The organism is Nonomuraea sp. MTCD27, assembly GCF_041950495.1.
Taxonomy (GTDB): domain Bacteria; phylum Actinomycetota; class Actinomycetes; order Streptosporangiales; family Streptosporangiaceae; genus Nonomuraea.
On sequence record NZ_JBGNUW010000013.1, the window covers coordinates 372,137 to 397,174 of the forward strand.

General features: G+C 73.8%; 24 protein-coding genes. 10 read left to right on the forward strand and 14 right to left on the reverse strand.

Annotated features, from left to right (window positions below):
* Positions 1–55: 55 nt before the first annotated feature.
* Both ACBJ59_RS34950 and ACBJ59_RS34955 read left to right on the forward strand, forming a co-directional pair.
* Positions 56–514 carry a hypothetical protein gene (locus tag ACBJ59_RS34950; protein ID WP_375114469.1) on the forward strand — a complete coding sequence of 153 codons (459 nt, stop codon included), beginning with the start codon at positions 56–58 and terminating at the stop codon, positions 512–514.
* Positions 511–1,218: an HD domain-containing protein gene (locus ACBJ59_RS34955; RefSeq protein WP_375114470.1), complete on the forward strand. Its 708-nt coding sequence runs from the start codon at positions 511–513 to the stop codon at positions 1,216–1,218. The genes ACBJ59_RS34950 and ACBJ59_RS34955 overlap by 4 nt, the downstream gene beginning before the upstream one ends.
* On the opposite strand, the gene ACBJ59_RS34960 is transcribed toward ACBJ59_RS34955, so the two are convergent.
* Positions 1,161–1,967, reverse strand: coding sequence for an FRG domain-containing protein (locus ACBJ59_RS34960; protein WP_375114471.1), 807 nt, complete (start codon positions 1,965–1,967; stop codon positions 1,161–1,163). The two genes, ACBJ59_RS34955 and ACBJ59_RS34960, sit on opposite strands and share 58 nt — an antisense overlap.
* Before the next feature lie 307 nt (positions 1,968–2,274).
* Complete coding sequence (locus ACBJ59_RS34965; protein WP_375114472.1) at positions 2,275–3,825, reverse strand: acetyl-CoA acetyltransferase; 1,551 nt, start codon at positions 3,823–3,825, stop codon at positions 2,275–2,277.
* A gap of 104 nt (positions 3,826–3,929) precedes the next feature.
* Between ACBJ59_RS34965 and ACBJ59_RS34970 the strand changes: the two genes are divergently transcribed.
* Together ACBJ59_RS34970 and ACBJ59_RS34975 are read left to right on the forward strand one after the other, a co-directional pair.
* Positions 3,930–4,844 (forward strand): alpha/beta hydrolase, encoded by a 915-nt coding sequence (locus ACBJ59_RS34970; protein ID WP_375114473.1) that lies wholly within the window; start codon positions 3,930–3,932, stop codon positions 4,842–4,844.
* The gene (locus ACBJ59_RS34975) at positions 4,841–6,442 is read left to right on the forward strand and encodes a flavin-containing monooxygenase (RefSeq protein WP_375114474.1); all 1,602 of its coding nucleotides are present in this window, start codon (positions 4,841–4,843) and stop codon (positions 6,440–6,442) included. Before ACBJ59_RS34970 ends, ACBJ59_RS34975 begins: the two co-directional genes overlap by 4 nt.
* Before the next feature lies 1 nt (position 6,443).
* Here ACBJ59_RS34975 and ACBJ59_RS34980 read toward each other — a convergent pair whose 3' ends face one another.
* Together ACBJ59_RS34980 and ACBJ59_RS34985 are read right to left on the reverse strand one after the other, a co-directional pair.
* Positions 6,444–6,569 (reverse strand): hypothetical protein, encoded by a 126-nt coding sequence (locus ACBJ59_RS34980; RefSeq protein ID WP_375114475.1) that lies wholly within the window; start codon positions 6,567–6,569, stop codon positions 6,444–6,446.
* Positions 6,566–7,879 carry an OFA family MFS transporter gene (locus ACBJ59_RS34985; protein ID WP_375114476.1) on the reverse strand — a complete coding sequence of 438 codons (1,314 nt, stop codon included), beginning with the start codon at positions 7,877–7,879 and terminating at the stop codon, positions 6,566–6,568. Before ACBJ59_RS34985 ends, ACBJ59_RS34980 begins: the two co-directional genes overlap by 4 nt.
* 220 nt (positions 7,880–8,099) lie before the next feature.
* On the opposite strand from ACBJ59_RS34985, the gene ACBJ59_RS34990 reads away from it, so the two are divergent.
* The 3 genes from ACBJ59_RS34990 (at position 8,100) to ACBJ59_RS35000 (ending at position 12,444) form a co-directional block, all read left to right on the forward strand.
* Positions 8,100–9,578: a carboxylesterase/lipase family protein gene (locus ACBJ59_RS34990; RefSeq protein ID WP_375114477.1), complete on the forward strand. Its 1,479-nt coding sequence runs from the start codon at positions 8,100–8,102 to the stop codon at positions 9,576–9,578.
* 37 nt (positions 9,579–9,615) lie between these two features.
* Positions 9,616–10,344, forward strand: a complete 729-nt coding sequence (locus ACBJ59_RS34995; RefSeq protein ID WP_375114478.1) for a maleylpyruvate isomerase family mycothiol-dependent enzyme — start codon at positions 9,616–9,618, stop codon at positions 10,342–10,344.
* A 198-nt stretch (positions 10,345–10,542) separates the two neighbouring features.
* Entirely contained in the window at positions 10,543–12,444 is a 1,902-nt protein-coding gene (locus ACBJ59_RS35000) for a S41 family peptidase (RefSeq protein WP_375114479.1), read from the forward strand.
* A gap of 419 nt (positions 12,445–12,863) precedes the next feature.
* Here ACBJ59_RS35000 and ACBJ59_RS35005 read toward each other — a convergent pair whose 3' ends face one another.
* Positions 12,864–14,237: a hypothetical protein gene (locus ACBJ59_RS35005; RefSeq protein ID WP_375114480.1), complete on the reverse strand. Its 1,374-nt coding sequence runs from the start codon at positions 14,235–14,237 to the stop codon at positions 12,864–12,866.
* Positions 14,238–14,397: 160 nt separating this feature from the next.
* Between ACBJ59_RS35005 and ACBJ59_RS35010 the strand changes: the two genes are divergently transcribed.
* A complete protein-coding gene (locus tag ACBJ59_RS35010) occupies positions 14,398–16,020 on the forward strand; it encodes a hypothetical protein (RefSeq protein ID WP_375114481.1) in 1,623 nt (540 codons plus the stop codon).
* A gap of 60 nt (positions 16,021–16,080) precedes the next feature.
* Here the strand turns inward: ACBJ59_RS35010 and ACBJ59_RS35015 are convergent, their stop codons facing one another.
* From ACBJ59_RS35015 to egtA, 7 genes are read right to left on the reverse strand one after another with little or no spacing between them, the layout of a single operon-like run.
* Complete coding sequence (locus ACBJ59_RS35015) at positions 16,081–17,301, reverse strand: exo-alpha-sialidase (RefSeq protein WP_375114482.1); 1,221 nt, start codon at positions 17,299–17,301, stop codon at positions 16,081–16,083.
* A gap of 53 nt (positions 17,302–17,354) precedes the next feature.
* The gene (locus ACBJ59_RS35020; protein ID WP_375114483.1) at positions 17,355–17,615 is read right to left on the reverse strand and encodes an NAD(P)H-binding protein; all 261 of its coding nucleotides are present in this window, start codon (positions 17,613–17,615) and stop codon (positions 17,355–17,357) included.
* A 9-nt stretch (positions 17,616–17,624) separates the two neighbouring features.
* On the reverse strand, positions 17,625–18,908 hold the full coding sequence (gene egtE / locus ACBJ59_RS35025) for an ergothioneine biosynthesis PLP-dependent enzyme EgtE (RefSeq protein WP_375114484.1): 1,284 nt from the start codon (positions 18,906–18,908) through the stop codon (positions 17,625–17,627).
* Complete coding sequence (gene egtD, locus ACBJ59_RS35030) at positions 18,905–19,885, reverse strand: L-histidine N(alpha)-methyltransferase (protein WP_375114485.1); 981 nt, start codon at positions 19,883–19,885, stop codon at positions 18,905–18,907. The genes egtE and egtD overlap by 4 nt, the downstream gene beginning before the upstream one ends.
* A gap of 19 nt (positions 19,886–19,904) precedes the next feature.
* Positions 19,905–20,612 carry an ergothioneine biosynthesis protein EgtC gene (egtC, locus tag ACBJ59_RS35035; RefSeq protein WP_364123762.1) on the reverse strand — a complete coding sequence of 236 codons (708 nt, stop codon included), beginning with the start codon at positions 20,610–20,612 and terminating at the stop codon, positions 19,905–19,907.
* A 1-nt stretch (position 20,613) separates the two neighbouring features.
* Entirely contained in the window at positions 20,614–21,906 is a 1,293-nt protein-coding gene (gene egtB, locus ACBJ59_RS35040; RefSeq protein WP_375114486.1) for an ergothioneine biosynthesis protein EgtB, read from the reverse strand.
* A complete protein-coding gene (egtA, locus tag ACBJ59_RS35045; RefSeq protein ID WP_375114487.1) occupies positions 21,903–23,138 on the reverse strand; it encodes an ergothioneine biosynthesis glutamate--cysteine ligase EgtA in 1,236 nt (411 codons plus the stop codon). The genes egtB and egtA overlap by 4 nt, the downstream gene beginning before the upstream one ends.
* A gap of 104 nt (positions 23,139–23,242) precedes the next feature.
* Here egtA and ACBJ59_RS35050 point away from each other — a divergent pair, with 104 nt between their 5' ends.
* The gene (locus tag ACBJ59_RS35050; RefSeq protein WP_375114488.1) at positions 23,243–23,476 is read left to right on the forward strand and encodes an anti-sigma factor family protein; all 234 of its coding nucleotides are present in this window, start codon (positions 23,243–23,245) and stop codon (positions 23,474–23,476) included.
* A 6-nt stretch (positions 23,477–23,482) separates the two neighbouring features.
* Here the strand turns inward: ACBJ59_RS35050 and ACBJ59_RS35055 are convergent, their stop codons facing one another.
* Entirely contained in the window at positions 23,483–23,722 is a 240-nt protein-coding gene (locus ACBJ59_RS35055; RefSeq protein WP_375114489.1) for an anti-sigma factor family protein, read from the reverse strand.
* 90 nt (positions 23,723–23,812) lie between these two features.
* The gene (locus tag ACBJ59_RS35060; RefSeq protein ID WP_375114490.1) at positions 23,813–24,424 is read right to left on the reverse strand and encodes an RNA polymerase sigma factor; all 612 of its coding nucleotides are present in this window, start codon (positions 24,422–24,424) and stop codon (positions 23,813–23,815) included.
* A 216-nt stretch (positions 24,425–24,640) separates the two neighbouring features.
* Between ACBJ59_RS35060 and ACBJ59_RS35065 the strand changes: the two genes are divergently transcribed.
* The coding region (locus ACBJ59_RS35065) for an NUDIX hydrolase (protein WP_375114491.1) at positions 24,641–25,038 on the forward strand (398 nt) is incomplete at its 3' end.

Below are 25,038 nucleotides of genomic sequence, written 5' to 3' on the forward strand. Positions count from 1 at the left end.
ATGCCTGAAGGTGCGTGCTACGCTTCAGGCCACCTGAAGGTTGGAGGAGGAACACATGGAGCACTTGCTGCTGTCGATCCACGTGGTCGCCGGCATCGTGTTCGTGGGCGGCTCGGCCGTCGCCACGAGCCTGTTCCCGCGATACGTGCCGATCGCCGCGGACGGGGACGCGGCCGCCCAGGAAGGGCGTAGCCGGGCCGTGGCCGTGGCGTTGCACCGCATCACGCGTGGCTACAGCCTGGCCGGGCTCGTCGTGCCCGCCGCCGGGATCGTGCTGGCCTTCGCGCAGGGCCGTACCGGTGAGATCTGGGTCGTCCTCGCCATGGTCCTCACCGCGGCGGCGGGCCTGCTGCTGGCGGTGCAGATCCACCCGCGCCAGCGCGACGCCCTCGCCACGCCCGGCGACCGCGCGCCGCTGCGCACCCTGTCCATGCTCGCGGGCGGCTACAACGTGGTGTGGACGGTGGTCGTCGTGCTGATGATCGTCCGCCCCGGCGCGGTGGAAGGGGCGTGACGGCGTTGTACGGCAGCCTCCCGTTCCCCTGGAACGACCTGACCCGGAACGCGACGCGCTTCGCCCGCGACCTGGAAGAGCCCGCGATCTTCAACCACAGCATGCGCACCTATCTCTACGGGCGCCTGATCGGCGAGCGGCAGGACCTGCGGCCCGGCCGTGACTACGACGACGAGCTGCTGTTCCTGGCCTGCGTGTTGCACGACACCGGGCTCAGCGAGCCGGGCGACGGCGACCAGCGCTTCGACCTCGACGGCGCCGACCTGGCCGCCGACTTCCTCACCGCCGAGGGCGTGCCGCCCGAGAAGGTGGAGGTCGTCTGGGACGCGATCGCCCTGCACCTGTCCCCCGAGATCGCCCTGCGCAAGCGGCCCGAGATCGCGCTCGTGACGGCCGGCGCCGGCTTCGACCTGGGGGCCGCCGAACCCGCCCTCCCGCCCGGGTACGCCGACGAGATCCACGCGGTGCTGCCCCGCCTGCACGCCGCCGCCGTGCTCCATGACGCGATCGTCGGCCAGGCGCTCGTCAAGCCGCGGAAGGCGCCGCCGTTCAGCGTGCCCGGCGAGCTCGTCCGCCAGGCGACCCGCCGTACCTGGCCCACCTGGCGGGAGCTGACCGGGAACTCCGCGTGGGACGACTACGACGGCTACCGGCCGGTCATCGAGCCGCCGCCCTGCCCGTCGTCGATGGAGTCCGGCGAGTAGTAGCGGCGCAGCCAGTCGGCCAGCCCGTCGAGCCCGGGGAGCAGGACGCGCTCCGTGACGTTCGCCTGGTCCAGCTTCTGCCTGATCTCGGCCTTGACCCCGGCCGGGATCACCCATCGGTGGCCGAGCCCCTGATGCTCCTCCAGCCACTCCTCGAGCTGGAACGTCGGGTCCGAGAACACCGACAGCACCGACGACTGGTTGATCACCCGCTCGTCCAGCGACGGCGGCTCGAAGAACGCCAGGAACGGGCGGCCGCCACCGCCCAGCCGGTCGAAGCAGGGCAGGTCGGCGGCGACCTCCGCGAGCATCTCCGTGGTGAAGAGCAGGGCGCCCTCGGCGTCGAGCGACGCGCGCAGCGGCTCCGGCAGCAGCCGGTGGGCGCCCGAGCAGTCCACCGCGAGCAGCGCGCCGTCCTCGTCCGGCCACGACGCGGTCGTGAAGTGCAGGGCCACGAGCGGCGAGAAGGTCCAGTCCAGCAGGCGCGTGGGCAGGCCGTGGTGCTGCCCCAGGGCCAGCCAGTCCCAGACGGTCGGGCCTGGGGCCTGGCGGTGAGCATATTTACGGAAATTTCGTATCAGGTGCGACTCGACGGCCGCGTAGTCACCCCGGAGCCGGGCCAGGCCCGACATGTGCGAGTACGTGCTCCGGGCCAGGCCCCGGAAGACCAGCGTCGAATGCGCGGGCCCGCCGCCGTCGCACCTGCCGGCCTCGCTGATCGCATCGTCCAGCTCGCGCCAGGACGACACCGTAACCACCTTCACCATGGTCCCGTTGCCCCTGACCACGCCCTCCACACCTGCCCGCCTCCTCCCCCGTGGCCGCACCCCACGCCCAGGGACCCCCGGGGCGCCCACCCACCGCTGCCGCTTTCGCACCGCACTTCGGCCGAGGTCCATTGGGGGAGGAGGCGCGGCCGGGGCGCGGGCCCGTCCGGAGCGCAGGCCCGTCCGGGGTGTGGGCGGCTGCGGCGTGCGGGCCTTCGCGGAAAGGGGCAGGGTGCGGTGACGTGCCCGAACGGGCCTTGGGGTGCGCAAGGCGTCCGGGTCTTCGGGGTTACGGGGTGAGTGTGGCTCGGTTGCCGGTGTCGGCGGGGCGGACGTGGATGGGCTCGCCGATGGGCTCTCCCTCCGACAGGAAGGTCAGGGTGCGCTCGTCGTCCGCCAGGGCGAGGAAGCGGCCCCCGCCCTCCACGCGCCCCACCACGAACCCCGTACGCCTCCCGTCCCGCCGGTGCTTGACCGTGCAGGTCTCGATCGTGGCCCGGCCGTGCGGCTGGGCGGCCTGCTCGACGGGGGCCCAGGAGTCGATCTCGGACTGGAGTTCGGCGCTGCGGTCGGCCCGCCAGGGCGCGGGCGCGGCGGAGTAGACGCCCGCGGAGTACTTGCTCAGCGCACCCCCGTTCGCCCCCACCAGCCCGTACGCCCCCGGCAGGGCCCGCACCCGCCGCACCACCTCGGCGATGGCGTGCATCGAGTAGTTGTTGCCCGCCCCGCCGAAGAAGGGCAGCCCGCCGGTGACCGTCAGCTCCCCCGACCCGTCCACCGGCAGCCCGAGCCCCTCGCAGACGTTGGAGACGGCGATGGGGAAGCAGCTGTACAGGTCGATGGCCGCCAGGTCGGAGGCCGCGACGCCGGCCTGCTCCAGGGCGTGCCGGACGGCCATCGTGGCGGCCGGGCTCGTGCTGAGGTCGGCGCGGTCCAGCAGGTCGCGTTCGCGCAGGTCGGCGTGGCCGTGCAGGAAGACCCAGCGGTCCTCGGGCACGCCCAGCCGCCGGGCGGCGGCCACGGACGTCAGCACGACCGCCGCGCCCTGGTTGACCTTCTCGCGGGCGACGAGGTAGCGGGTGTAGGGGTCGGCGATGAGGCGGTTGCTCGCGGTCGGGGTGACGAGTTCGGCCGCGCCGCGCTCGACGGGGGCGGCGGCGTGCGGGTTGACCGCGGCGATCTTGGTGAACGGGGCGAAGAGGGCGCCCATGCCGGCCGCGTACTCCTGCCGGGTCTGGCCGAGCCGGGCCCGGCGCGCGTTGTCGAACAGCGCGTACTGGCTGGGCGCGTCCGTCAGCCGGTGCACGATCTGCGCGGCCGAGACGAGCCCGTCGAGGCCGTAGCCCCGGTCCTCCAGGGAGCCTTCGACGCTCTCGCCGAAGTCCGGCCTGTCCTGCGGCGCCGCCCCGGCCAGGTGCTGGGTCGTCGAGATGGCCTCCGAGCCGAAGAGCAGGACGACCTCGGCCGCCCCGGCGGCGATCGTCGCGGCCAGCTCGTTGACCAGGTGCTGGGGCGCCTGCCCGCCGGCGGTCTCGAGGACGGCCCGGCGCGGGGCGGCTCCCACGCGGCCGGCGACCGAGCGCGGGTAGTTGTTCGACCTGCCGAGCGGCGAGGGGATGCCGGGCGCGGAGATCTCGAACTGCCGCACCCCGGCCACGGTGTCGACGGCCGCGGCGACCTCGGCGGGGTCCGCGCCGGTGTCGGCGAGCGCCTCCCTGGCGGCCTCGGCGGCCAGCTCGACGGGCGACAGACGGCGGTAGCCCGGCTCGCCGATCCGTTCCGAGGACTGCCCGGTCCCGACGACGATCGGCGTAAGAGGGTCAATGTCCGAGACAATCATCCACACGCTCCAACAGACGATATTTCTAGACAATAACCGTGATGGATCCTACGTTCGAAGTGAGGTGGATCACTGCCCGCGCTCCCCCGATGAGGTGACCTCGCATGTCCCTTGACCACGCGACGACCCGGTTCCTGCAGGAGATGGCCGCCGCCGGCGGCGCCCCGCTTCACGAGTCGACCCCCGAGGAGGCGCGCACCGTCAGCGCGGCGCTGAGCGAGATGTACGGCAAGGGCCCCGACGTGGAACGCGTCGAAGAGGTCACCATCCCGGCGGAGGACGGCGCCTCGTTCCCCGCCCGCGTCCTGGTCCCGTCCGAGAGCCCGCGCGGCGTCATCGTGTACTACCACGGCGGCGGCTGGGTCCTCGGCACCATCGACGAGTTCGACACCCTGGGCAGGGAGCTGGCCGCGCGGACCGGCTGCGCCGTCGTCCTGGTGGGCTACCGGCTCGCCCCAGAGCACCGCTACCCCACCGCCGCCCGCGACGCCTACGCGGCGCTGCTGTGGAGCGCCGCCCGCCTGCCCGGCCTGCCGATCGTCGTGGCGGGCGACAGCGCGGGCGGCAACCTGGCGGCCGTCGTGACCCGGCGGGCCAGGGACGAGGGCGGCCCGGCCATCGCGCTGCAGGTGCTCGTGTACCCGGCCACCGACTGCGACCTGGACAACGCCTCCTACCGCGACCCGGAGAACCAGCTCCTGCTCACCCGGGACACCATGGTCTGGTTCTGGGACCACTACGTGCCCGACCCCGCCCAGCGGACGAACCCCGACGCCTCTCCGCTGCGCGCCGCCGACCTGTCCGGCCTGCCGCCCGCGGTCGTGCTGACCGCCGAGCACGACGTGCTGCGCGACGAGGGCGAGGCGTACGCCGAGCGGCTGCGCCAGGCGGGCGTGCCGGTCGAGTTCAAGCGCTTCGAGGGTCAGATGCACATCTTCTTCACGATGGTGAACGTGCTGCCCGCCAGCGCGGACGCGCTCGTCATGGTCGCCGCCGCCATCGAGCGGAGCGTGGCATGACACCCCAGGCGAGGTACGACGCCGTGGTCGTCGGGGCGGGCTTCGCGGGCCTGTACATGCTGCACCGGCTGCGCGGCCTGGGCCTGTCCGTACGCGTCTTCGAGACCGGCGACGGCGTGGGCGGCACCTGGTACTGGAACCGCTACCCCGGCGCCCGCTGCGACGTGGAGAGCATGCAGTACTCCTACTCCTTCTCCCCCGAGCTGGAGCAGGAGTGGGAGTGGACCGAGCGTTACCCGTCCCAGCCCGAGATCCTCCGCTACCTGGAGCACGTCGCCGACCGGTTCGACCTGCGGCGCGACATCCGGTTCGGGACCCGGGTGACGCGGGCGGCGTACGACGAGACCGAGCACGTGTGGCGGGTGGAGACCGACCGGGGCGACCGGGTCGCGGCCCGCCATCTCGTCACGGCGGTCGGCTGCCTGTCGGCGGCGCGCGTTCCCGACTTCCCCGGCGCGGCCTCCTTCCGGGGCCCCAGCCACCACACGGGGCGCTGGCCGCACGAGGGCGTCGACCTCACCGGGCTGCGGGTGGCCGTCATCGGCACGGGCTCGTCCGGCATCCAGTCCATCCCGGTCATCGCCGAGCAGGCCGCGCACGTGACGGTCTTCCAGCGCACCCCCAACTACAGCGTGCCCGCCTGGAACCGGCCGCTGGAGCCCGAGTACCAGAGCTGGGTCAAGGCGAACTATCCCGGCCTGCGGCGGGCCATGCGCGAGTCCCACACCGGGCTGCTCGATCCCGGCAACCCGGGCTCGGCGCTGGAGGCCGGCGACGAGAAGCGGGCCCGGGAGTTCGAGGCGCGCTGGGCCAAGGGCGGCGTCACTTTCCTCGGCGCGTACGGCGACATCGGCATCAGCTCCGAGGCGAACGAGCACGCCGCCGAGTTCGTCCGCGCCAAGATCCGCGAGATCGTGGCCGATCCGGAGGTCGCGGAGAAGCTGTCGCCCAGGAACCATCCGCTCGGCACCAAGCGGATCTGCGTCGACACCGGCTACTACGCCACCTTCAACCGGCCGGACGTCACCCTGGTCGACGTCCGGGAGGACCCGATCGTGGAGATCACCCCGACCGGCGTGCGCACCGCCGCCGCCGAGCACCCCGCCGACGTGATCGTGTACGCCACCGGCTACGACGCGATGACCGGCCCGCTGCTGGCCATCGACATCACCGGCAAGGGCGGCCTGTCGCTGCGCCGCAAGTGGGAGGCGGGCCCGCGCACCTACCTGGGGCTGATGACCGCGGGCTTCCCCAACCTGTTCACCGTCACCGGGCCGGGCAGCCCGTCCGTGCTGAGCAACATGATCGTCTCGATCGAGCAGCACGTGGAGTGGATCGCCGACTGCGTCGCCCGGCTGCGGGCCGGCGGCGTCGCGGCCATCGACGCCGACCCGCTCGCCGAGGACGCCTGGATGGCGCACGTCAACGAGATCGCCGGGCAGACCCTCTTCGTGCGGGCCGACTCGTGGTATCTCGGGGCCAACATCCCCGGCAAGCCGCGGGTGTTCATGCCGTACGTGGGGGGTGTGGGGGTGTACCGGGAGAAGTGCGACCAGGTGGCGGCGGCCGGCTACGAGGGGTTCGTGCTCTCCTCGTGAGTCAGCCGGCGAACAGCTGGGTGAGCTTCAGGAACAGCTCGTACACCCCGTACGTGAAGGGCAGCCCCACCCACGCCCACGCCAGCACCATCAGCCCGGTACGCCGGCCCGTCTCCTGGGGGTTCATACCGTCTGTCCCTTCTCCGTCGCCTGCGGGTCGAGCCGCTGCGCGGGCCGCTCGTGATACCTGTCGTGCACGGGCCGGATCAGCTCGTTGGCCAGGAAGCCCACCGCGAGCAGCCCGATCATGATGAACAGCGAGGTGGTGTAGAGCTCGGGCCCGGACCGCCCGGCGGCCTTCTGCGCGTCGGCGATGGCGTTGACGATCAGCGGGCCGAGCACCCCCGCGGTGGACCAGGCGGTGAGCAGGCGGCCGTGGATGGCCCCGACCTGGTAGGTGCCGAAGAGGTCCTTGAGGTAGGCGGGCACGGTCGCGAAGCCGCCGCCGTAGAAGGACAGGATGCCCAGCGCGGAGATGATGAACAGCGGCTTGGACGCGTCGCCCCACAGGGCGATGACGAGGTACAGCAGCGCGCCGGCGCCCAGGTAGACGCGGTACATGTTCTTGCGCCCGATCAGGTCCGAGGTGGAGGACCAGACGAAGCGGCCGGCCATGTTCGCCAGCGACAGCAGCGCGACGAAGCCCGCCGCCGCCCCCGCCGCGACGGCCGCCGTGGTGCCGGTGAAGAAGTCCGTGATCATCGGCGCGGCCTTCTCCAGGATGCCGATGCCGGCGGTGACGTTGCAGCACAGCACGACCCACAGGCAGTAGAACTGCGGGGTACGGATGGCGTTGCGGGCCGAGACGTCGGCCGTGGTGATCAGCGGGCGCAACTTGACCGTGCGCGGGCGCCGGCCCTTCGGCGGGGACCAGCCCTCGGGCGGGACGCGTACCAGGAGCACGCCCATCGTCATGAAGGCGGCGTAGACCAGGCCGTGCACGAGGAACGTCGTGGCGATCCCGGTCGCGCTGGGGCCGAAGGAGGCCAGCATCTGCGCCGACCAGGGCGAGGCGATCAGGGCGCCGCCGCCGAACCCCATGATCGCGATGCCGGTGGCCATGCCCGGCCGGTCGGGGAACCATTTGATCAGCGTCGAGACCGGCGAGATGTAGCCGATGCCGAGCCCGATGCCGCCCACGACGCCGTAGCCGAGCACGACCAGCCAGTACTGCCCGGTGGCCACGCCCAGCGCCGAGAGCAGGAAGCCGGAGGAGAAGCAGGCCATCGACACGAACATGGCCCACCGGGGCCCGTTGCGCTCCACGAGCGTGCCGCCGAAGGCCGCCGACAGGCCGAGCATGACGATGCCGAGCTGGAACGGCAGCGCGCTCTGCGTGCCGGAGAGCCCGAGCGAGGATTCGAGCGGGGGTTTGAAGACGCTCCACGCGTACGCCTGCCCGATGGCCAGGTGCACGGAGAGCGCCGCCGGCGGCACGAGCCAACGGCTCCAGGTGGGCGCCGCCACGCTACGGGAACGACTGAGGAAGCCTGCGGGGCTCACGGACCTCGAACTGTCTGCCACGCCCCACCGGTATCACATACGGTATGCAGTATTGAAAAGGCGGATGATCTTTACGGCGAACGGTCAAATCTCGTCGACGAACGGCCAGGGTAGTCCATCGTAATCTTGGGACGAACGAGAAGGGGTGGGCCGCATGGAGCCAGAGGTCAGGACAGCGGCGGGCGGCCTGCGGGGCCGGGCCGAGGGCGGTGTGGCGGTCTTCCGCGGCATCCCGTTCGCCCGGCCGCCGCTCGGCGAGCTGCGGTTCGCCGCCCCCGTGCCCGCCGAGGCGTGGGACGGCGCGCGCGACTGCCCGGCCTTCGGGCCGCCACCGCCCCAGGCGCCCTCCCCGGGGGGCGCGCCCGTGGCGGAGCGGAGCGGGGAGAGCTGGCTGACGGTCAACGTCTGGTCGCCGTCCCTGGACGCCGCGGCGGGGCTGCCGGTGATGGTGTGGATCTACGGGGGCGCGTACCGCGGCGGTGACGCCGGCGAGTCCGTCTACGACGGCGCGCTGCTCGCCCGCGAGGGGAACGCTGTCGTGGTCACGCTCAACTACCGGGTGGGGATGGAGGGGTTCGCCCACATCGAGGGGGCGCCGGCCAACCGGGGGCTGCTCGACCAGGTGGCCGCGCTGGAGTGGGTGCGGGACAACGTGGCGGCGTTCGGGGGCGATCCGGGGCGGGTGACGGTGTTCGGCGAGTCCGCCGGGGCCGGGTCCGTGGCCGCGCTCATGGCCATGCCGCGCGCGGCGGGGCTGTTCGGGCGCGCGATCGCGCAGAGCGTCCCCGGCACGTACTTCTCCGCGCCGCTGGCCGCCGGCATCGGCGCGGTCCTGGCCGCCGAGCTGGGCCTGCGGCCCACCGTCGCCGACCTCGCCGACGTCGCGCCCGACCGGCTCGTGGCCGCCGCCGACGCGGTGACGGCCAAGATGCCCGAGTACGAGGACCGCTGGGGCCCGGTCGCCCGCACCGTCACTCCGTTCTCCCCCGTCGTGGACGGCGACGTCCTGCCCCGCGACCCCTGGGCGGCGCTGGCGGACGGGGCGGCCCGCGGGGTCGAGCTGATCGTGGGCCACAACCGGGACGAATACCGCCTGTTCACGCAGACGGGAAGGTCGGCGGGGCCTTCGGCCGACGTCCTGCTGCGTACGTTCGCGCCCGGGCTGCCCTACCGCGACGCCTTCCCCGGGGCGGAGCCCGAGCTGCTGGGCGAGCTGGTCCGGTCCGACTGGCTGTTCCGCATGCCCTCCCTGCGCCTGGCCGACGCGCAGGCGGCCGGGGGCGGGCGGGTGCACGCGTACGAGCTGACCTGGGCCAGCCCTGTCATGGGCGGCGCGCTGGGCGCCTGCCACGCCCTCGACGTGCCGCTGGTCTTCGGCAACCTGGACAGCGGGATGGGCCGGTTCTTCCTCGGCGACCCCGCACCGGCCGAGGCCGAGCGCGTGTCGGCCGATTTCCGCCGCACGTGGACGGCCTTCGCGGCGGGCGAGGGGCCGGGGTGGGCGGCGTACGAGCCCGGGCGGCGCCTGGTCCGCCTCTTCGACACCCAGCCGTCCGTCGTGCCCTACCCGGAGGAGACCTCGCGCCGCCTGTGGTCCGCCCACCGGTTCGGCGAACTCCCCCTCCTCACCTGAGACCCCTACCGAACATTATTCTGTAGTGTGGTGTGGCATGACGGACATCTTCGACGACCTCGCAGCCGAGTACGAGCAGCTCGACGCCGTCCTGGCCACCCTCACCCCCGCCCAGTGGGCCCACCCGTCGGCCGCCGCCGGCTGGACCGTCTCCGACGTGGTCCTTCACCTGGCCCAGAGCGAGGAGCTGGTCATCGCCTCGATCGCCGGTGAGCTGGCCGACCGCAGGTCCCCCGGCGAGGTCGACGCCATGGCCGACGCCCTCGTGACCGCCGAGCGCGCCATCTCCCCCGCCGACGTGCTGGCCCGCTGGCGCGCGGCCACCTCCGCCACGCCCGGCTCCCTCCGCGCCCATCCCAAGGGCAGCCGCCTGACCTGGGTGGCCGCCTCCCTGTCCCCGGCGACGCTGGCCACCACCCGCCTGGCCGAGCACTGGGCCCACGCCTACGACATCACCGCGCCCCTGGGCATCGCCTACCCCGACACCTCGCGGCTGCGCCACATCGCCTGGCTGGGGCACCGTACGCTGCCGTACGCGTTCGACGTCGAGGGCCTCTCGGGCGGGCCCGTCCGGTGCGAGCTCACCTCGCCCGACGGCGACCCGTGGCACCTCGGCGACCCCGACGCCCCCTCGGTCATCACCGGACCGGCGGCCGACTTCTGCCGGGTGGGCGCCCGCCGCCTCGCCCCCGCCGACTCGGCGCTGAAGGCCACCGGCCCGCACGCCGCCGAGGCCCTGTCCGTCCTGCGCAACTACGCTTTCTGACCCCCCTTGCCGAGCTACGGCCGTGCCGGCATCCCGAGCATGTTCCGCTCGTCGACCAAAATGGCCACAGGCTAGGGAAACCCCTAGGTCACCTCCTCTGGCGGAGCCGCGCGCCCGGTGAAAGCGTTCCGGTATCCGGGCGCGGGAGCCGATCCCCCGCGCCCGCACGCGGACGACGACCCGGGGTGGGTGGAAGACATGACCGAGCCATCAGGTGCGGCGGCGAAGCAGGAGCTCCAGGACTTCCTGCGCACGGCGGACAGGTTGACGCTCGACGACAGGAAGCTCCTGGTCCAGCAGGCGCTGCTGCTCATCGAGCAGAACTACGTACATCTGCCGCTGAAGGCCGCGATGCACGCCGTGAACCCGGTGCAGCGGCTGCGGCTGCTCGCCGTGCGGCTGAACCGGCAGACCCCGAGGACCATGGGCCCGGAATGGCGCTTCCACGCGGAGATGTCGGAGATCTTCCACTCCGTACGCGACCTGCACACCAACTACATCCTCCCCCTGCCGTACGCCGGCAAGATCGCCTACCTGCCGTACCTGATCGAGGAGTACTACGTCGGCGAGGAGCGCCACTACGTGGTGACCAGGACGGTCGCGGGCTTCTCCGCCCCCGGGTTCGCCCCCGGCGTGGAGGTCACCCACTGGAACGGCATCCCGATCGACCGGGCGGTGGACATCAACGCGGCCCGGTTCGCGGGCAGCAACCCGGCGGCCCGGCACGCGCGCGGCCTGCAGTCCCTGACGATCCGGCCGCTGCGCCTGCACGTGCCGCCGGACGAGACCTGGGTCGTGCTGACGTACGTCGGCGCCGACGGCATCCGCCGCGAGCTGCGCGAGAGCTGGCGGGTCGACGACAACCAGCCGTCCTTCGTGGACGCCGACCAGCTCAGCGTCGCCGCCGTCGCCCAGGGCCTCGACCTCGGCGCGGACGAGATCGGCCGGGCGCTCAAGATGTTGTACATCCCGGAGGCCGTCTCGACGCAGGAGATCGTGGGCGGCACCGAGCTGACGGCCGAGCCCGCCGCGCCGGGGGCCGACATCCCGACGTCCATGCCGGGCTTCTTCCGGGCCAAGAGCGTCGACACGCCGTCGGGCATCTTCGGCCACATCCGCATCTTCAGCTTCAACGTCAACGACCCGGACGCGTTCTTAGGGGAGTTCCTCCGGCTCGTCGCGCTCCTGCCGCAGAACGGGCTCATCGTGGACGTGCGCGGCAACGGCGGCGGGCACATCCACGCCAGCGAGTTCCTGCTGCAGACGCTCACGCCGCGCCCGATCGTGCCGGAGCCGACGCAGTTCATCACCTCCGCCCTGAACCAGCGGATCTGCAAGCAGCACCAGGAGAACCCCACCGGCCAGATCGACCTCGGCCCCTGGTGCCCGTCCATGGAACAGGCGCTGGAGATCGGCGCCGTCTTCTCCGGCAGCTTCCCCATCACCCCGGCGGGCGGGGCCAACGCCATCGGCCAGCGGTATTTCGGCCCGGTCGTCCTGGTCACCAACGCCCTCTGCTACTCGGCGACCGACATCTTCGCCGGCGGCTTCCAGGACCACAAGATCGGCCCGATCCTCGGCACCGACGACAACACCGGCGCGGGCGGCGCCAACGTGTGGACCCACGAGCTGCTCAAGGTCCTGCTCGAACTGCCCACGCCCGTACCCGACAACCCCTACCGGCCGCTGCCCGGGCAGGCGAACATGCGGGTGTCGGTACGGCGTACGCTGCGGGTCCACGAGCTCGCCGGCACGCCCGTCGAGGACCTCGGGGTGGTGCCCGACTTCCGCCACCAGATGACCCGCAAGGACGTCCTGCAGGACAACGCCGACCTGCTCACGCGGGCGGGGGAACTGCTCGCGGGGCGGCCGGTGCGGCGGCTCGACGTGCAGGTCTCCGGGGCGGCCGGCGAGCTGACGCTCACGACGCGGCTGGTGGACCGGGCCGACGTCTACCTGGACGGCCGGCCGGTGGCGTCGGTGAACGTGACCCGGGAGGTCACGACCGTGCCGGTGCCCGGGGCAGGGTCGGCTCACGTCATTCGGGTGGAGGGCTTCCAGGACGGCGACCTCGTCGCCTCCCGCACCCTCCCGCACTGACCTCCCGCACGGCCCTGCCGCACGGTCCCACCACCCACCGCTCAGTCGCCCCATCGCCCTGCCGCCCCGCCGCCCCACCGCCCTCGCCAGTGGCTCCTGGCGCGCGGAGGGCACATGCGGGCTCCGTGCGCGCAGGGCGTCGGGCACGCAGGGCGTCGAGGCAGGGGACCCGCGGAAGGCACGGACCGCGCGAGCGGCGCGGGCGCGTCAGACCCGAAGGCATCGGGGGCGCGGGCGCGCGGGGGCGGGGGGCGGGGGGCGGGCACACGGGGCGCGCGGGACAGCGGGGAGCCAGGCCCGGCGCGGGGCCAGACCCGCGGGATCAGCGGGGGGCGCGGGACCGGCGGAGGCCCGGGACAGGCGGAGGCGCGGGGCCAGCGGAGGCCCGGGACCGGCAAAGGCCCGGGGGCTCCAGGTGCTCAGCGTTCAGGGCGGGGGCCTGGGCGTGGGGAGCGACGGCCCGGTCTGGTGGGTGGAAGCGGGTGGCCGGCCATGGCGCTGTCGGCCTCGGCGACGAGCGGGCAGGCGCGGTGGCGTTGCCAGCCGTCCCGGAGGCGGCGGACCTCGTCGCGCACCCGGGCCGAGGCGATCAGCCGTACGTCGTCGCTGAGGCCGAGGGCGGTGGCGGCGGCCTGCTCCGGGTCGCCGGCCCGCAGGTAGGCGTGCGCCGCCCGCAGGCCGATCAGGGCACGGGTGCGCAGCTCGACGGGACGGCGGGCGTTCATGGAGGCGGTGAAGTGGCGGGCGGCGGTGGCGTGGTCGCCGAGCTGGGTGAGGGTCAGGCCGATCTGGTGCTCCAGGGATTCGCGCCGGTAGTTGCCCGTCCACTCCGTCTCCGGCGGGGAGTCGGCGCGTTCGAGCTGGGTCTCCGTGCTGCGGAGGAGGTTCAGGGCGTCCCAGCGGGTGCCGGCCGCCGCGTGCGCCTCGGCGCGCATGCCGGTGATCCAGGCCAGCGTGCGGCGGGGGCCGTGCCCGCCGAGGGCGGAGGCGGCGGCGTCGGCCAGCGCCAGCGCCTCGCCGTCGTGCCCGAGCTCGGCGGCCTGCACGGCCATGCTGCGTAACGCCGTCGCCCGCAGCACCAGGTCGCCGGCCTCGTCCGCGAGCCGTACGGTGCTGATGTAGTAGCGCTGGGCGAGCGCGTTCGCGCCGGCGTCCATGGCCATGTAGGCGGCCAGGTAGCTCAGCTCGGCCGCGGCGGTGAACAGGTCGGGGCGGGTGCGGCCGGTCGCATCGTGCAGCAGGGGCGTGACCTCGCGCGACAGGTACGCGGCGACCGCGACGCGGGCGTGGCCGCCGCCGTACTGGTCGTCCAGGTCAGCGAAGCTGGCGGTGGCGGCGCGGATACGGGCCACGTCGCCCGCGCCCACCCTGCCGGCGGGGCCCGGGGCCCGGACGGCGGCTCGGTGGCCGGACAGGCCGGAGAGCGCGGCCAGCGTGAACGTGCCGGCGGTCAGTACGGTACGGCGGTTGAGCAGGTCGTCCTCCCCCAGCGTGGCCAGGCGGGCGACCGGGTCGCCGCGCCACGGGTCGTCGGCGGGCGGCGCCGTTCCGGGATCCGGCCAGCCGAGGTGCGTCGGGGAGAGCTCCGGCCGGGCGAGGCGGCGCCGGAACGCCTCCACGGCGGCGCGGATCGCCTCGGGCCTGGGAACGGTGCCGGTCAGCCAGTGCCCCACCGCCGAGCGGTCATAGTGGATCCGCTCCCCGGTCTCGGCGGCGACGGCGTTGACGTGCTGCGCGGTGGCGGCGTGCGTCCAGCCGGCCTCCTCGATCAGCGCGGCGAGGGCCCCGTTCACGACGGGGCGGGTACGCCGTGGCGGCATCGCAGCTTCACATCGCTTCACATCGCGGTGCTCTCGACGATCCGCCGTACGCAGCGCACCGTCAATAGTGCGGACCGTGATGCCCACGGCATCAGCGGTCTCCCGGACCGGCCGATACGAGGATGGTGCACGAGTGAGCGGTCCCGCGGACAGCGGCCCCTGGCGCATGAGCCGCGACAGCGGCCCCGAACGCATGAGCTGCGACAACGGCCCCGGGCACGCCGGCAGCGACCCCGAGCCCGGCCACCCGGCCCAGGACGAGGGGCCTCGGGGGCGCGTGAACCGCGACGGCGGGCGGTCCGGGATGGAGGCCGGGGCGCCGGCCGAGGTGGCCCAGGCCGAGTTGCTGGCCGCGCTGGCGGGCCGGCCGCTGGTCGCCGTCGGCCGGTTCAGCACCGCCCTGCGTACCGGCTACACCGGCCCCGCCCCCATCGAGGCCCTGCGTCCCGCCCTGAGCATCGGCTGCTACTCGGCGTGGGACCCCGCCCTGCCGGGCATGGTCGTCGCCGCCGAGGACCGCACCCGCGTACGCTCGGTGGCCGAACGGCAGGGCTGGCTCCGCCGCGTACGCCACGACGCCGCCCGCCACCTGGTCAAACTCGACCGCCCACCGGTCATCTCCGCCTGGTACGCCGGCGCCCAGCTCCACGAGCTGGCCGGCCCCGGCGGCACCGTCGCGGCGATCGACGCCGGCGTACGGGCCACGATCGAGGCCAGGCACCTCTTCGACGACCTGCTGCGCGCGGCCGGCGTGCCCGCCGTGGCGCGGATCCGCTGCGTGCCGGCCGAGCGGCTGCCGAGCCTGGCGGAGCTGCGGCGCGCGGTGGGCACGGAGCGGGTCGTGGTGCAGGCGGGGGCCGGGTCCGGCGGGCACGGCACCGTGGTCGTGTCGGGGGAGGAGGACATGGCGCGGGCGGCGCGGCTGCTGGGGCCGTACCGGGTGGCGGCGTACGTGGACGGCTGGCCCTGCGCCGTCACCGTCCTCAGCGTCCCGGACGGCGCCGGCGGGGTGAGCGTGTACGTGGACCGGCCGTCGCACACGGCGGCCGGCGTCGCCGAGCTGGGCGCCGCCCCGCTGTCCTGCGCCGGCCACGACTGGTCCCGCCCCTGGCCGGTCCCGGCCGCCGCGCTGCTCATCGAGTGCGCGGAACGCATCGCGATCTGGGGCTGGCGCCGCTACGGCGTGGCGGGGCTGTTCAGCCTGAACGCCCTGCTCACGCCGGGCGAGCGGGTCTACCTGTCGGCCATCAAGTGGCGGCACGACGCGAGCACCGAGGTCTCGGCGGTCAACCAGCAGGTGATCGGCGTGCCCCCGTTCGTCCTGGCCCACCTGGCCGTGATGCTGGGCGGCCCGGTGAGCTGGCTGGCGGACCCGCAGGAGTTCAACCAGCTCAGCCTGCTCCGGGCCACCCAGCGCGGCGGGCCGTTCTCGATCAGGGTTCGCCTGAGCCGCGAGTCGCCGGTACGGGTGGCGACCGGCCAGGGCTCGGGCGTGTACCGGCTGGACCGCGCCGACCGCCCGCGCTGGGTCCGGCGCGCCGCCCACCCGTCGGACGCCCGCGCCGACCAGGGCGAGTTCCTGCTCGCCGACCTGCCGGCGCCTGACGTCGTCTGCCACCCGGGCGCCGACCTCGCCACCATCGAGGGCGTCACGGAGGGCGTCACGCAGCCCTTCCACGGCCCCGCCAGCGCCTCCCCCTTCACCCGCCGCGTCGCCGCCGCCCTCGACCAGCTCCTCGTCCCCCACCACCCCTGACGGCCCCACGCCGCCACGCGTCCGCCGGCCTCAGCCTCAGCCTCAGCCTCAGCCTCAGCCTCAGTGGAGGCCGATGGCGCTCTCCCAGAACCAGTTCCACCGGATCTCGTCGCGGAACCGGGCCGCTCCCGCCTCGTACAGCACACCGATGGCGCCGTTGCCGATGAGCGTCATGTCCGAATACCCCGCATGATCGCTGTCGATCCGAACCCCGGCGTTGTTGACCGTGTCGTTGTAGTTGCGCCAGGTGGCCCCCTCGTCGAAGGACGAGCGCACGTTCATGCCCACCGGGTTGTTGTCGGTCTTCGGGGTGGCGGGCGCCGACAGCAGGACGCGGGTGTACGGGCCGCCGTCCCAGCGCTGGCGGAGCAGGGCGGGATGGGTCGGGGGCGCGGTGACGGCGTTGTCGGCGCGGAACCCGCCGTCGAAGGTCTGGCCGCCGTCCGTGCTGACCCCGCGGGCCAGGCCGTGCACGGAGGTCTGGTCGGGGACCGCGCCGTTGCGGGCGATCACGAGGATGCCGCCGTCCGTCCGCTCGACCAGGGTCTGCTCGCCCAGCTTGAGCACCGACTTGTCGTACGTGGCGGTCGCGCCGGTCTGCCAGCTGCCGCCATGGTCGTCGCTGTAGACCAGGCGCACGCTCTGCTGGTTCCCCACCGCGAAGTAGACCGGCACCACCAGCCGGCCCACGTGGTCGCCGCGCGTGAGCTGGATCCCGTGCCCGGGCCCGGTGGCGAACCAGTCGCCGGGACCGGCGGGGGCCTTGATCTCGTCCGACAGGTCGTCCGGCGCCGACCACGTGCGCCCGTCGTCCCTGCTGACCTGGACCTTCGGGGTGCGCGGCGTGGTCTGGGTGGCGGTCGGCTCCGAGGTCGTGAGCAGGAACACGGGTCCGGTCGAGTCGGCCACGACGGTCGCGTTCCCCTGGAGGATCGCCCCGGCGGTGCTTGCCAGGACGGTCCTGCTCGCCTCCCAGGTGACTCCGTTGTCGGTGGAGCGCCGCATGACGACGTCGAACGCGCCGTGGTCGGCGCAGTTGTTCCGGTTGCGCCGCTCCGCGAAGGCGAGCAGCACGTTGTTCCTGGTCTTCACGACCGCCGGGAGCCGGAAGCAGGTCACGACCGCCGCTCCGGTGGCCGGATCAGTGGTCGAGTACTGCTTCCAGAGGGTCTGCTTGTGCCAGGTGTACGTGGGCGGCTGCGCGGCAGCGGCCGGTGCCGCCATAATCGCCACCGCCACGACGGCCCCGACCGCGGCGCCTAAAGTGCGAAACATACGCATGGATGCCTCCATCTCGCGCGTTCGCGGTCATGATCTCATCGGCGGCACCGCGATCAACCCTCATGAACCGGCGAGCTCCTTAACCCACGGTGAACCGCCGCTGGACGTGCCGGGGCACCGCCCGGGACGCCGGACGGGGCACCGCCCGGGACGCCGCTCGAAACGCCGGACGGGACCTCGGACGGGACGCGTGCTGCGTCCCGGGTGAACGCCGTGACCTGGTGGCCGCGCCGCGCGGCCTCCGCGACGACCCGGGACCCGATGACACCCGTGGCGCCGAACACCCGATACGCACAGCGTCCTCCAAGATCCATAGACACCGTTCAAAAACACAGGGTGTGGGTGAGAGCCTGCAGCGTGTCCACGGGGGTGCCTGGGGGCGGGGAGACGCGGAGGACGGGTTCGCGCAGGTCGAGCGGCGCTCTGGCCGTCGGTACGACGCTCACGAGCAGGGACGCCTCGGCCGCCCGGGCGGCGGCGCGCTCGGCCGTGTCGCCTGGCGGGGGTATGAGCGTCACCAGGGCCGACGGCTCGTCGAGCGGCTCGGCCACGCGCCAGCCGCCCGCCCCGTCGAGCAGCTCGCGGGCCGTGCGTCCGAGCTCGGCCAGGTGCGCGTGGACGGCCGCTGGGCCGAGCGCGTGGTGCTCCAGGACCGCCACGCCGAGCCCGGCCCGGGCCGCGACGGCCGCTTCCGAGCTCTCGTAACGCGCCGCCCCGGGCACGGGCACCGGCTCCCCGCCCTCCCACGACGCCTCGCCGCCTCCGCGCGCCCACACTCCCCCGTCCCGTGACAGGCCACCGGCCTCCGGCGCGAGGCCCTGCCACGACGGGTCGTGCCACACGTGGCCGCCGAGTGTCGGGGCAGGGGCGTCCATGGCGGGGGTCAGGCCGGGGGTGATCAGGAAGCCGACGCCGCGCGGGCCGGCCAGCCACTTGCGCGACGTCCCCACGTACGCGCCGGCCCCCGTCCCCCGCACCTCCACGTGCCCCAGCGACTGGCAGACGTCCAGCACGAACGGCACGCCCGCCCGGCGGCACAGCGCCCCGATCTCGACCGCCGGCTGCACCACCCCGCGATGGGAGCCGATGTGGGAGACCACCACCAGGTCCAGGCCCGCCGACAGCCGGGCGCGCAGCCCGTCGGGGTCGATGCGGGTGTCGCCGTCCACCGGCAGCTCGACCAGGTGCCAGCCGTGCCGTGCCGCCAGGCGGCGCAGGAGCATGAGCGTGCTGCCGTACTCGGTGCGGGCGCAGCCGACGCGGGCGCCGGCACCGAGCCGCCAGCCGCCCAGCAGCGCCGCCATCGCCGCCGTCCCGCTCTCCAGGAACGCCACGTCGCCCGGCCCGGCCCCGACCAGCGCGGCCAGGGCCTCCCGGGAGGTGGCGAGGTCGGGGACCGCCCCGTAACCGCCGCGCTCGCGCTCCAGCCGCAGGTGCGCCACGACCGCGTCGAGCACCCGGTCGCTGGGCACGTTGCAGCCGGCCGCGTCCAGGTGGCCGGGCGGTGCCACGCTCCTGGCCGCCCGCCACGCCTCCCCCACCCCTGCCCCCGGCGCGGGGCCGGGAGCGTCGGAAGGCCGGGGAGCGCGGATGGGGTCGAGGGTCACGCTTCGGCCAGGATCAGGGTGAAGTCGCCGGCCGGGTCGGTGTAGCGGCGCCGTACGTGGAAGCCGGCCGCCTCCAGCTCCTCCCGCAGCCCCTCCGGCCGGAACTTGGCGCTGATCTCCGTACGCATCTCCTCCCCCGCCGCGAACTCCACCTCAAGCCCGAGCCCGCCGACCCGCACCCGCATGTCCCGGCTCGCCCGCAGCCGCATCTCGATCCAGTCCTGCTCCGGGTCGTACACCGCCACGTGCGCGAACGCCTCGGGGTCGAAGTCCGCGTCCAGCTCCCGGTTGATCACCCGCAGCACGTTCCGGTTGAACTCGGCCGTCACCCCCGCCGCGTCGTCGTAGGCCGCCACCAGCCGTCCCGTGTCCTTCACCAGGTCGGCCCCCAGCAGGAACGTGTCCCCCGGTCGCAGCGTGGCCCGCAGATCGTTCAGGAAGGCCGCGCGGGCGACCGGTTCGAGGTTGCCGATCGTGCCGCCGAGGAAGGCCACCATCCGCCGCCCCGTGCGGGGCAGCAGCGCGAGGTGCCGTTCGAAGTCGGCGCACACCCCGACTACGGCCAGCCCGGGATAGCGCCCGGCCAGCCGCCGCGCCGCCGCCTCCAGGGTGACCGCGTCCACGTCCACCGGCGTGTAGCCGCGCAGCGTGCCCGCCGCCGACAGCGCGTCCAGCAGCAGGACGGTCTTCTCGCTGGTGCCCGAACCCAGCTCGACCAGCGTGTCCGCGCCGGCCACCGCCGCCACGTCCTTGGCCCGTGCCCGCAGGATGGCCAGCTCGCGGCGGGTCGGGTAGTACTCGGGCAACCGGGTGATCCGGGAGAACAGCTCGCTGCCGGCGGCGTCGTAGAACCACTTGGGCGGCAGCCACTTGGGTGACGACGTCAGGCCGTTCCGAACGTCCTTCTCCAGGGCCTGGCGCAGGTAGTCGCGGTCGAGGTGGTTGATCACATGCACGGTGGACTGGCTGACGGGCACGAAGCCTCCTGGAGTGAGATCACAACGGCTGGACGCGTACGTCGTCGCGGGTGACGGTCAGCAGGCTGCGCTCGGGTACGGCCTGCCAGCCCGGCAGGTCGTCGAGCGGCTCGCTGGCCACCAGCACACCGTCGTGGGTTCGATGGTGGAACAGGGTGTCGCCCCAGACGGTCGCGGCGATGGACGCGCCGTCGCAGGCGAGCAGGTTCAGGCGGGCGGCGGGGTCCTTCTCCCCGGCCCGTACGACGACCTCGGCCAGCGCCTCGCCCAGCCCGGCCCCGGCGCGCCCGCGCTGGAACACGGCCGCCGCGACCCAGGCGGCGTCGCAGGTGCTCTCGGCGCCGTCGGCGAGATCCTTGACCGCGTCCCTGGCGACGCGGCCGTTGTGGCTGATCAGCCAGGTCCGGTCGGCGAACGGCGCGGTGGCGCTCTCCTCGACCGGCATGCCCACGGTGGCCGAGCGCACGGCCGCCAGCAGGCAGGTCGAGCGGGCCACCTCGGCGAGGGCGGGCAGGTTGGCGTCGGTCCAGATGGGCACGGCACGGCGATAGCGCACCGGCTCGGCGCGGCGGGGGTCGTACCAGCCCATGCCGTACCCGTCGACGTTCATCAGGCCGGCCCGCTGGCGGCGGGGGGCGTACGACTGCTTGAGGAGCCCGTGCTCGGGCTCGTGGATCAGCGAGGTGAGCGGGCGGGCGGCGCCCAGCCAGGCGGCGTGCCTGCACACCTCAGACCAGCTCCGACCGGGCGCAGCGGAAGCCGGTGAAGATCTGCCGCCGGATCGGGTAGTCCCAGTTCCTGAACGTGGTCCGCACCGCCGCCGGGTCGGCCGCCCACGAGCCGCCGCGCAGCACGCGGTACTCCTCGCCGAAGAACACCTCGCTGTACTCCTTGTACGGGAAGCTGCGGAAACCCGGGTAACCGCGGAACCAGGAGTCGGTCCACTCCCACACGTCCCCCACCATCTGCTCGGCGCCGTAGGCGGAGGCCCCGGCCGGGTACGCGCCCAGCGGCGCCGGATGCGCGGCGCGGTGGCCGAGGTTCGCCAGGGAGGGCCCCGGGTCGGCCTCGCCCCAGGGGTACCGGCGCGAGCGCCGCTCCCGGGGATCCCAGCCGCACGCCTTCTCCCACTCGGCCTCGGTGGGCAGCCGCTTGCCGGCCCACCTGGCGTAGGCGTCGGCCTCGTACCAGGACACGTGCTGGACGGGCTCGTCCATCGGGACCGGCTCCGTGCGGCCGAAGCGGTTGCGCCACCAGGAGCCGCCGTCCCTGGTCCAGAACAGCGGGCCGGTGGCGCCGCTGCGCTGCCGCCACCGCCAGCCCTCGGGGGTCCACCAGCGCGGGTCGTCGTACCCGCCGTCCTCGACGAAGGCCGCGTACGCGCCGTTGCCGACGGGCAGCCGGTCGATCCAGTAGCCGGGCAGGTCCACCCAGGTGGCCGGCCGCTCGTTGTCGTAGGCCCAGGGCAGCGTGTCGGTGCCCATGAGGAAGGGGCCGGCCGGGACGTGCACCTCCTCGGGGCCTCCGGCGCGGCCGGGCGGCAGGTCGCCGTCGCGTACGAGGCCGGGCTGCCCCGAGAGCTGGAGGGTGGCGAGCATGGTCTCGTCGTGCTGGTGCTCGTGCTGGATCACCAGGCCGAACACGAAGCCGTCGCGGTGGAGCGGGGAGGGGGCCTCCAGGTCGACGGCGTCGAGCACGTCGAGCACCCGCCCGCGCACGCCCTCGATGTAGCGGCGGGCCTCGGCCGGACCCAGGAAGGGCAGGCTGGGGCGGTCCTTGCGCGGGGTCTTGAACGCGTCGTAGATGTCGTCGATCTCGGGGCGCAGCGGCGTGATGCCCCCGGCCTCGCGCAGCACCCAGAGCTCCTCGTAGTTGCCCACGTGCGCCAGGTCCCACACCAGGGGTGACATCAGCGGCGAGTGCTGGCGTACGAGAAGGTCGTCGTCCGCCTCCGTGTAGGCGAGCGACCGGTCGCGCACCGCGATGAGCTCCTTGGCGATGCGTTCCTTGAAGTCGTTCATAGCAGTCCTTCGTCGAGCCAGGCCGGGGCCGCACGCCCCGGCGTCGGGTCCATCAGGTCGGCCGCCGGCGAGCGGCCCGTCGTCACGTGCCGGTCGGCGAACGCGGCCACCTCGCCGGCCAGGCCGGGGCCCGCGCCGAGGCGGGGCAGCGCCTCCAGCGCCGCGCGGAAGGCCACCTCGGCGGCCCGGCGCAGGCGGGGATCGGCCAGCCCGCAGCGCGCCGCGCTGCCCCAGAGGTCCGGGTACGCCCCCCGGTACGGCTCCACGGCGGCCATCGCGGCGTCGGCGGCCCGGTCGTCGGCGATGAGGGCGTGGGTCACGGCCACGCAGACCGGCCAGGCCGCCGGTTGCTGCGCGTCGAGGTAGCGGATCTCCAGCCAGCCGCGGGGGCGGACCGGCGGGAAGACGGTGGTGGCGTGGTAGGCCAGGTCCTCGGCGGTGGGGCGGCGGCCCCCGGCCCCGTCCAGCCAGTCGCGGAACGTCGAGCCGTCGCGGACGGGGCGGTAGCGCTCGTCGTCCTCGCGTACCAGCATGAGGCGGGCGTCCAGCAGGTATTCGGCCCAGTCCGCGGCGGGGTCGCCCGTGGCGGGCACGGGCGAGGTCCTGGTGGGGTCGAGGTTGTCCCAGACGGCCTGGCGGCCCGACATCCAGCCGCACGGCCGGCCGCCGCTCAAGGGCGAGTTGGCGAAGGCCGCCAGCAGCACGGGACCGAGCTCGTGGGCGCGTTCCCACCGGGTCGCGGGGTGCTCGCCGAAGTCCAGGTTGACCTGGATGGACGCGGTCGAGCACATCATGAGCGCCCCGTACGGCACGCCGAGGTATTCGGCCATCGCCTCGTACCGGGGCAGGGTCAGCTGGCGGCGGGCCGCGCGTACGGGATCGAGGCCCACCCCGGCCAGCACCAGCCCGGCCGCCCGCAGCGCGTCGCGCACGGCGGCCACGTCGGCGGCCAGTCGGGCCACCGTGCCAGGCAGCGGGCCGGCCGGTCCGGACAGTTCGAGCTGGCCGCCCGGCTCGAACGTCACCCGGCTCCCGCCCGGCAGCTCCGCCGGGAGCGCCCGCTCGGCCCGGGCCAGCGGGACGTGCCTGGCGGCCTCCGTGCGGTCGAAGATCAGGAACTCCAGCTCGACTCCCACCTGGTCAGTGGGGGCGGGACGGAAGCAGCGGCGCGCGAAGTCCGCCACCTCCGAGGCGTCCCGCAGCGGTGCGCTCTCGGCCGTGACCCCGATCATCGTCTCCCCCTCGCCGCAGACTCCGGAGCTATAGATCCGCGAGGGGCGCGATCGTTACAGACGAATTTCGTGTAACGGATGGGGTGTGCCGGGCACTAGTTCACATGGAGCTGCGACCAATGGGCTGCGACGAGGTGCTGACGCTGCTCACGGACTTTCTGGAGGAGGCGCTCCCGGCCGGCCGGCATCGGGTCGTCGCGGACCATCTGGGCGCGTGCCCGGCCTGCTCGGGGTGGCTGGCGCAGGTCATCGCCACGATCGCGGCCATGAGGTGCCTGCGCGACGGCGTCGTCCCGCCGCCGGTGCTGGCCGCTCTGCACGAGAGCTTCGCCAGGTGAGGAGGCTCAGGACCGGTGGTGCTCGCGGAAGGCGGACATGAGCCGGTCGCGCACGTCCGCGGACAGCTTCTCCGGCGGCTGGTCGCCGAGGGCCGTGATGGTGGCCCGAAACTGCCCGAAGTAGCGCTCGCACCCCTCGCAGCAGGACAGATGCGCCTGTACGCCGTCGCGTGACGGCCGGTCGAGGGCGTCTTCAAGGTAGGCGGTGAGGAGTTCCACCAGTTCGTCGCAGGTGAACCGCTTCACGACGTTGACCGCCCTTGTCTCTGGGATGAACCGTTTCACATATTGTCGCCGCTGCGCGGACCGGATGGCGCGCCGCGGTTTTCGGACCCGCTATTCGGGCTGCTTGACCGAGTCGTAGTAGTCCGCCAGCCAGCCGCGTACAGCCGTGCGGGCACGGTGCAGCAGGACCCGCTGGTTGGCCGCGGAGATCTCCAGGATCTCGCAGACCTCGTCGGAGGTGCAGCCCTCCACGTCGCGCAGGGTGATCACGATCCGCTGCCGGGGCGGCAGCCGGGCCAGGGCCTCGGCGATCAGCGCGCGTACCTCCGCGGCCAGCGCCTCGCCCTCGGGCGTCGGCCAGACCGCCGTGAGATCGCTCCACCCGCCCGGCGGCGGGCCGCCGTCCTGCTCGACGGCGCTCCACGGCAGCGTGCGGCTCTCCCGCACGCCGCGCTTCTTCGCGGAGTTGACCAGGATGCGGTAGACCCACGTCTTGACCGAGGACCTGCCCTCGAATCCGCCGATCCCGTCGATCACCGCCAGCCACGTGTCCTGGACGACCTCCTCCGCGGAGTGGTCGGTGGACACGTAGGACCTCGCGACCCGCAACATGCCCCTGGACCAGGTGTCGAGCAGCGCCGCGAACATCGCCTCATCGCCGGCGCGCAGGGCCGTGACGACGACGTCGTCCGAGGGCAGCCCGCCGCCCGCGAAAGACACCACGATCGCTTCCCCTCCGGTCGAACAATGGGACCTCGCCTCGGAGCCGAGCCGGAGCCCGGCGCCGCCCCACGTCGGGACGACACCGCTCAGGCTAATCTCCCCCTCTGACATTTCCCTGCCACGCCGGAGCGTAGCTATTCCTGTGCGTATTCTCAGGAGAGCGGTCCTGGCGGTTGCCGGCGGGCCACGTCCCGGCGAACGGGTGAGGAGCATTCCATGCGGCGGCGGTCGGAAAGGCTGCTCTACGCGGCGAACGGGGTCGATCTGCGGGTCGCGGACGTCGAGCTGACCGGCGGTGGGCGCGTGGAGCAACCCTTCATCCGTACGCCGAGAGCCGCCGGCGCCGTCGTGTTCCATGGCGGTCGGGTGCTGCTCCTGTGGCGGCACCGGCCGATCACCGACACGTGGGGGTGGGAGATCCCGCTCGGCGAGATCGGGCCGGACGAGGAGCCGGAGGAGGCGGCGGCCCGGCACGTGGAGGAGCAGACGGGCTGGCGGGCGGGGCCGCTGCTGCCGCTGATCCGGATCCGGCCGGCCGGTGACGTCGCCGACTGCGAGCACCTCGTGTTCGCCGCCCACCACCCCGACCCCACCCCGAGCCCCGCCCACCCCAC

Bases quoted from the DNA above. Each gene is read 5' to 3' on its own strand.
- ACBJ59_RS34950 (WP_375114469.1), top strand. From the start codon at position 56: ATGGAGCACTTGCTGCTGTCGATCCACGTGGTCGCCGGCATCGTGTTC.
- ACBJ59_RS34965 (WP_375114472.1), bottom strand. From the start codon at position 3,825: ATGATTGTCTCGGACATTGACCCTCTTACGCCGATCGTCGTCGGGACC.
- ACBJ59_RS34970 (WP_375114473.1), top strand. From the start codon at position 3,930: ATGTCCCTTGACCACGCGACGACCCGGTTCCTGCAGGAGATGGCCGCC.
- ACBJ59_RS34975 (WP_375114474.1), top strand. From the start codon at position 4,841: ATGACACCCCAGGCGAGGTACGACGCCGTGGTCGTCGGGGCGGGCTTC.
- ACBJ59_RS34980 (WP_375114475.1), bottom strand. From the start codon at position 6,569: ATGAACCCCCAGGAGACGGGCCGGCGTACCGGGCTGATGGTGCTGGCG.
- ACBJ59_RS34990 (WP_375114477.1), top strand. From the start codon at position 8,100: ATGGAGCCAGAGGTCAGGACAGCGGCGGGCGGCCTGCGGGGCCGGGCC.
- ACBJ59_RS34995 (WP_375114478.1), top strand. From the start codon at position 9,616: ATGACGGACATCTTCGACGACCTCGCAGCCGAGTACGAGCAGCTCGAC.
- ACBJ59_RS35000 (WP_375114479.1), top strand. From the start codon at position 10,543: ATGACCGAGCCATCAGGTGCGGCGGCGAAGCAGGAGCTCCAGGACTTC.
- ACBJ59_RS35015 (WP_375114482.1), bottom strand. From the start codon at position 17,301: ATGCGTATGTTTCGCACTTTAGGCGCCGCGGTCGGGGCCGTCGTGGCG.
- ACBJ59_RS35020 (WP_375114483.1), bottom strand. From the start codon at position 17,615: ATGGATCTTGGAGGACGCTGTGCGTATCGGGTGTTCGGCGCCACGGGT.
- egtB (WP_375114486.1), bottom strand. From the start codon at position 21,906: ATGAACGACTTCAAGGAACGCATCGCCAAGGAGCTCATCGCGGTGCGC.
- egtA (WP_375114487.1), bottom strand. From the start codon at position 23,138: ATGATCGGGGTCACGGCCGAGAGCGCACCGCTGCGGGACGCCTCGGAG.
- ACBJ59_RS35050 (WP_375114488.1), top strand. From the start codon at position 23,243: ATGGAGCTGCGACCAATGGGCTGCGACGAGGTGCTGACGCTGCTCACG.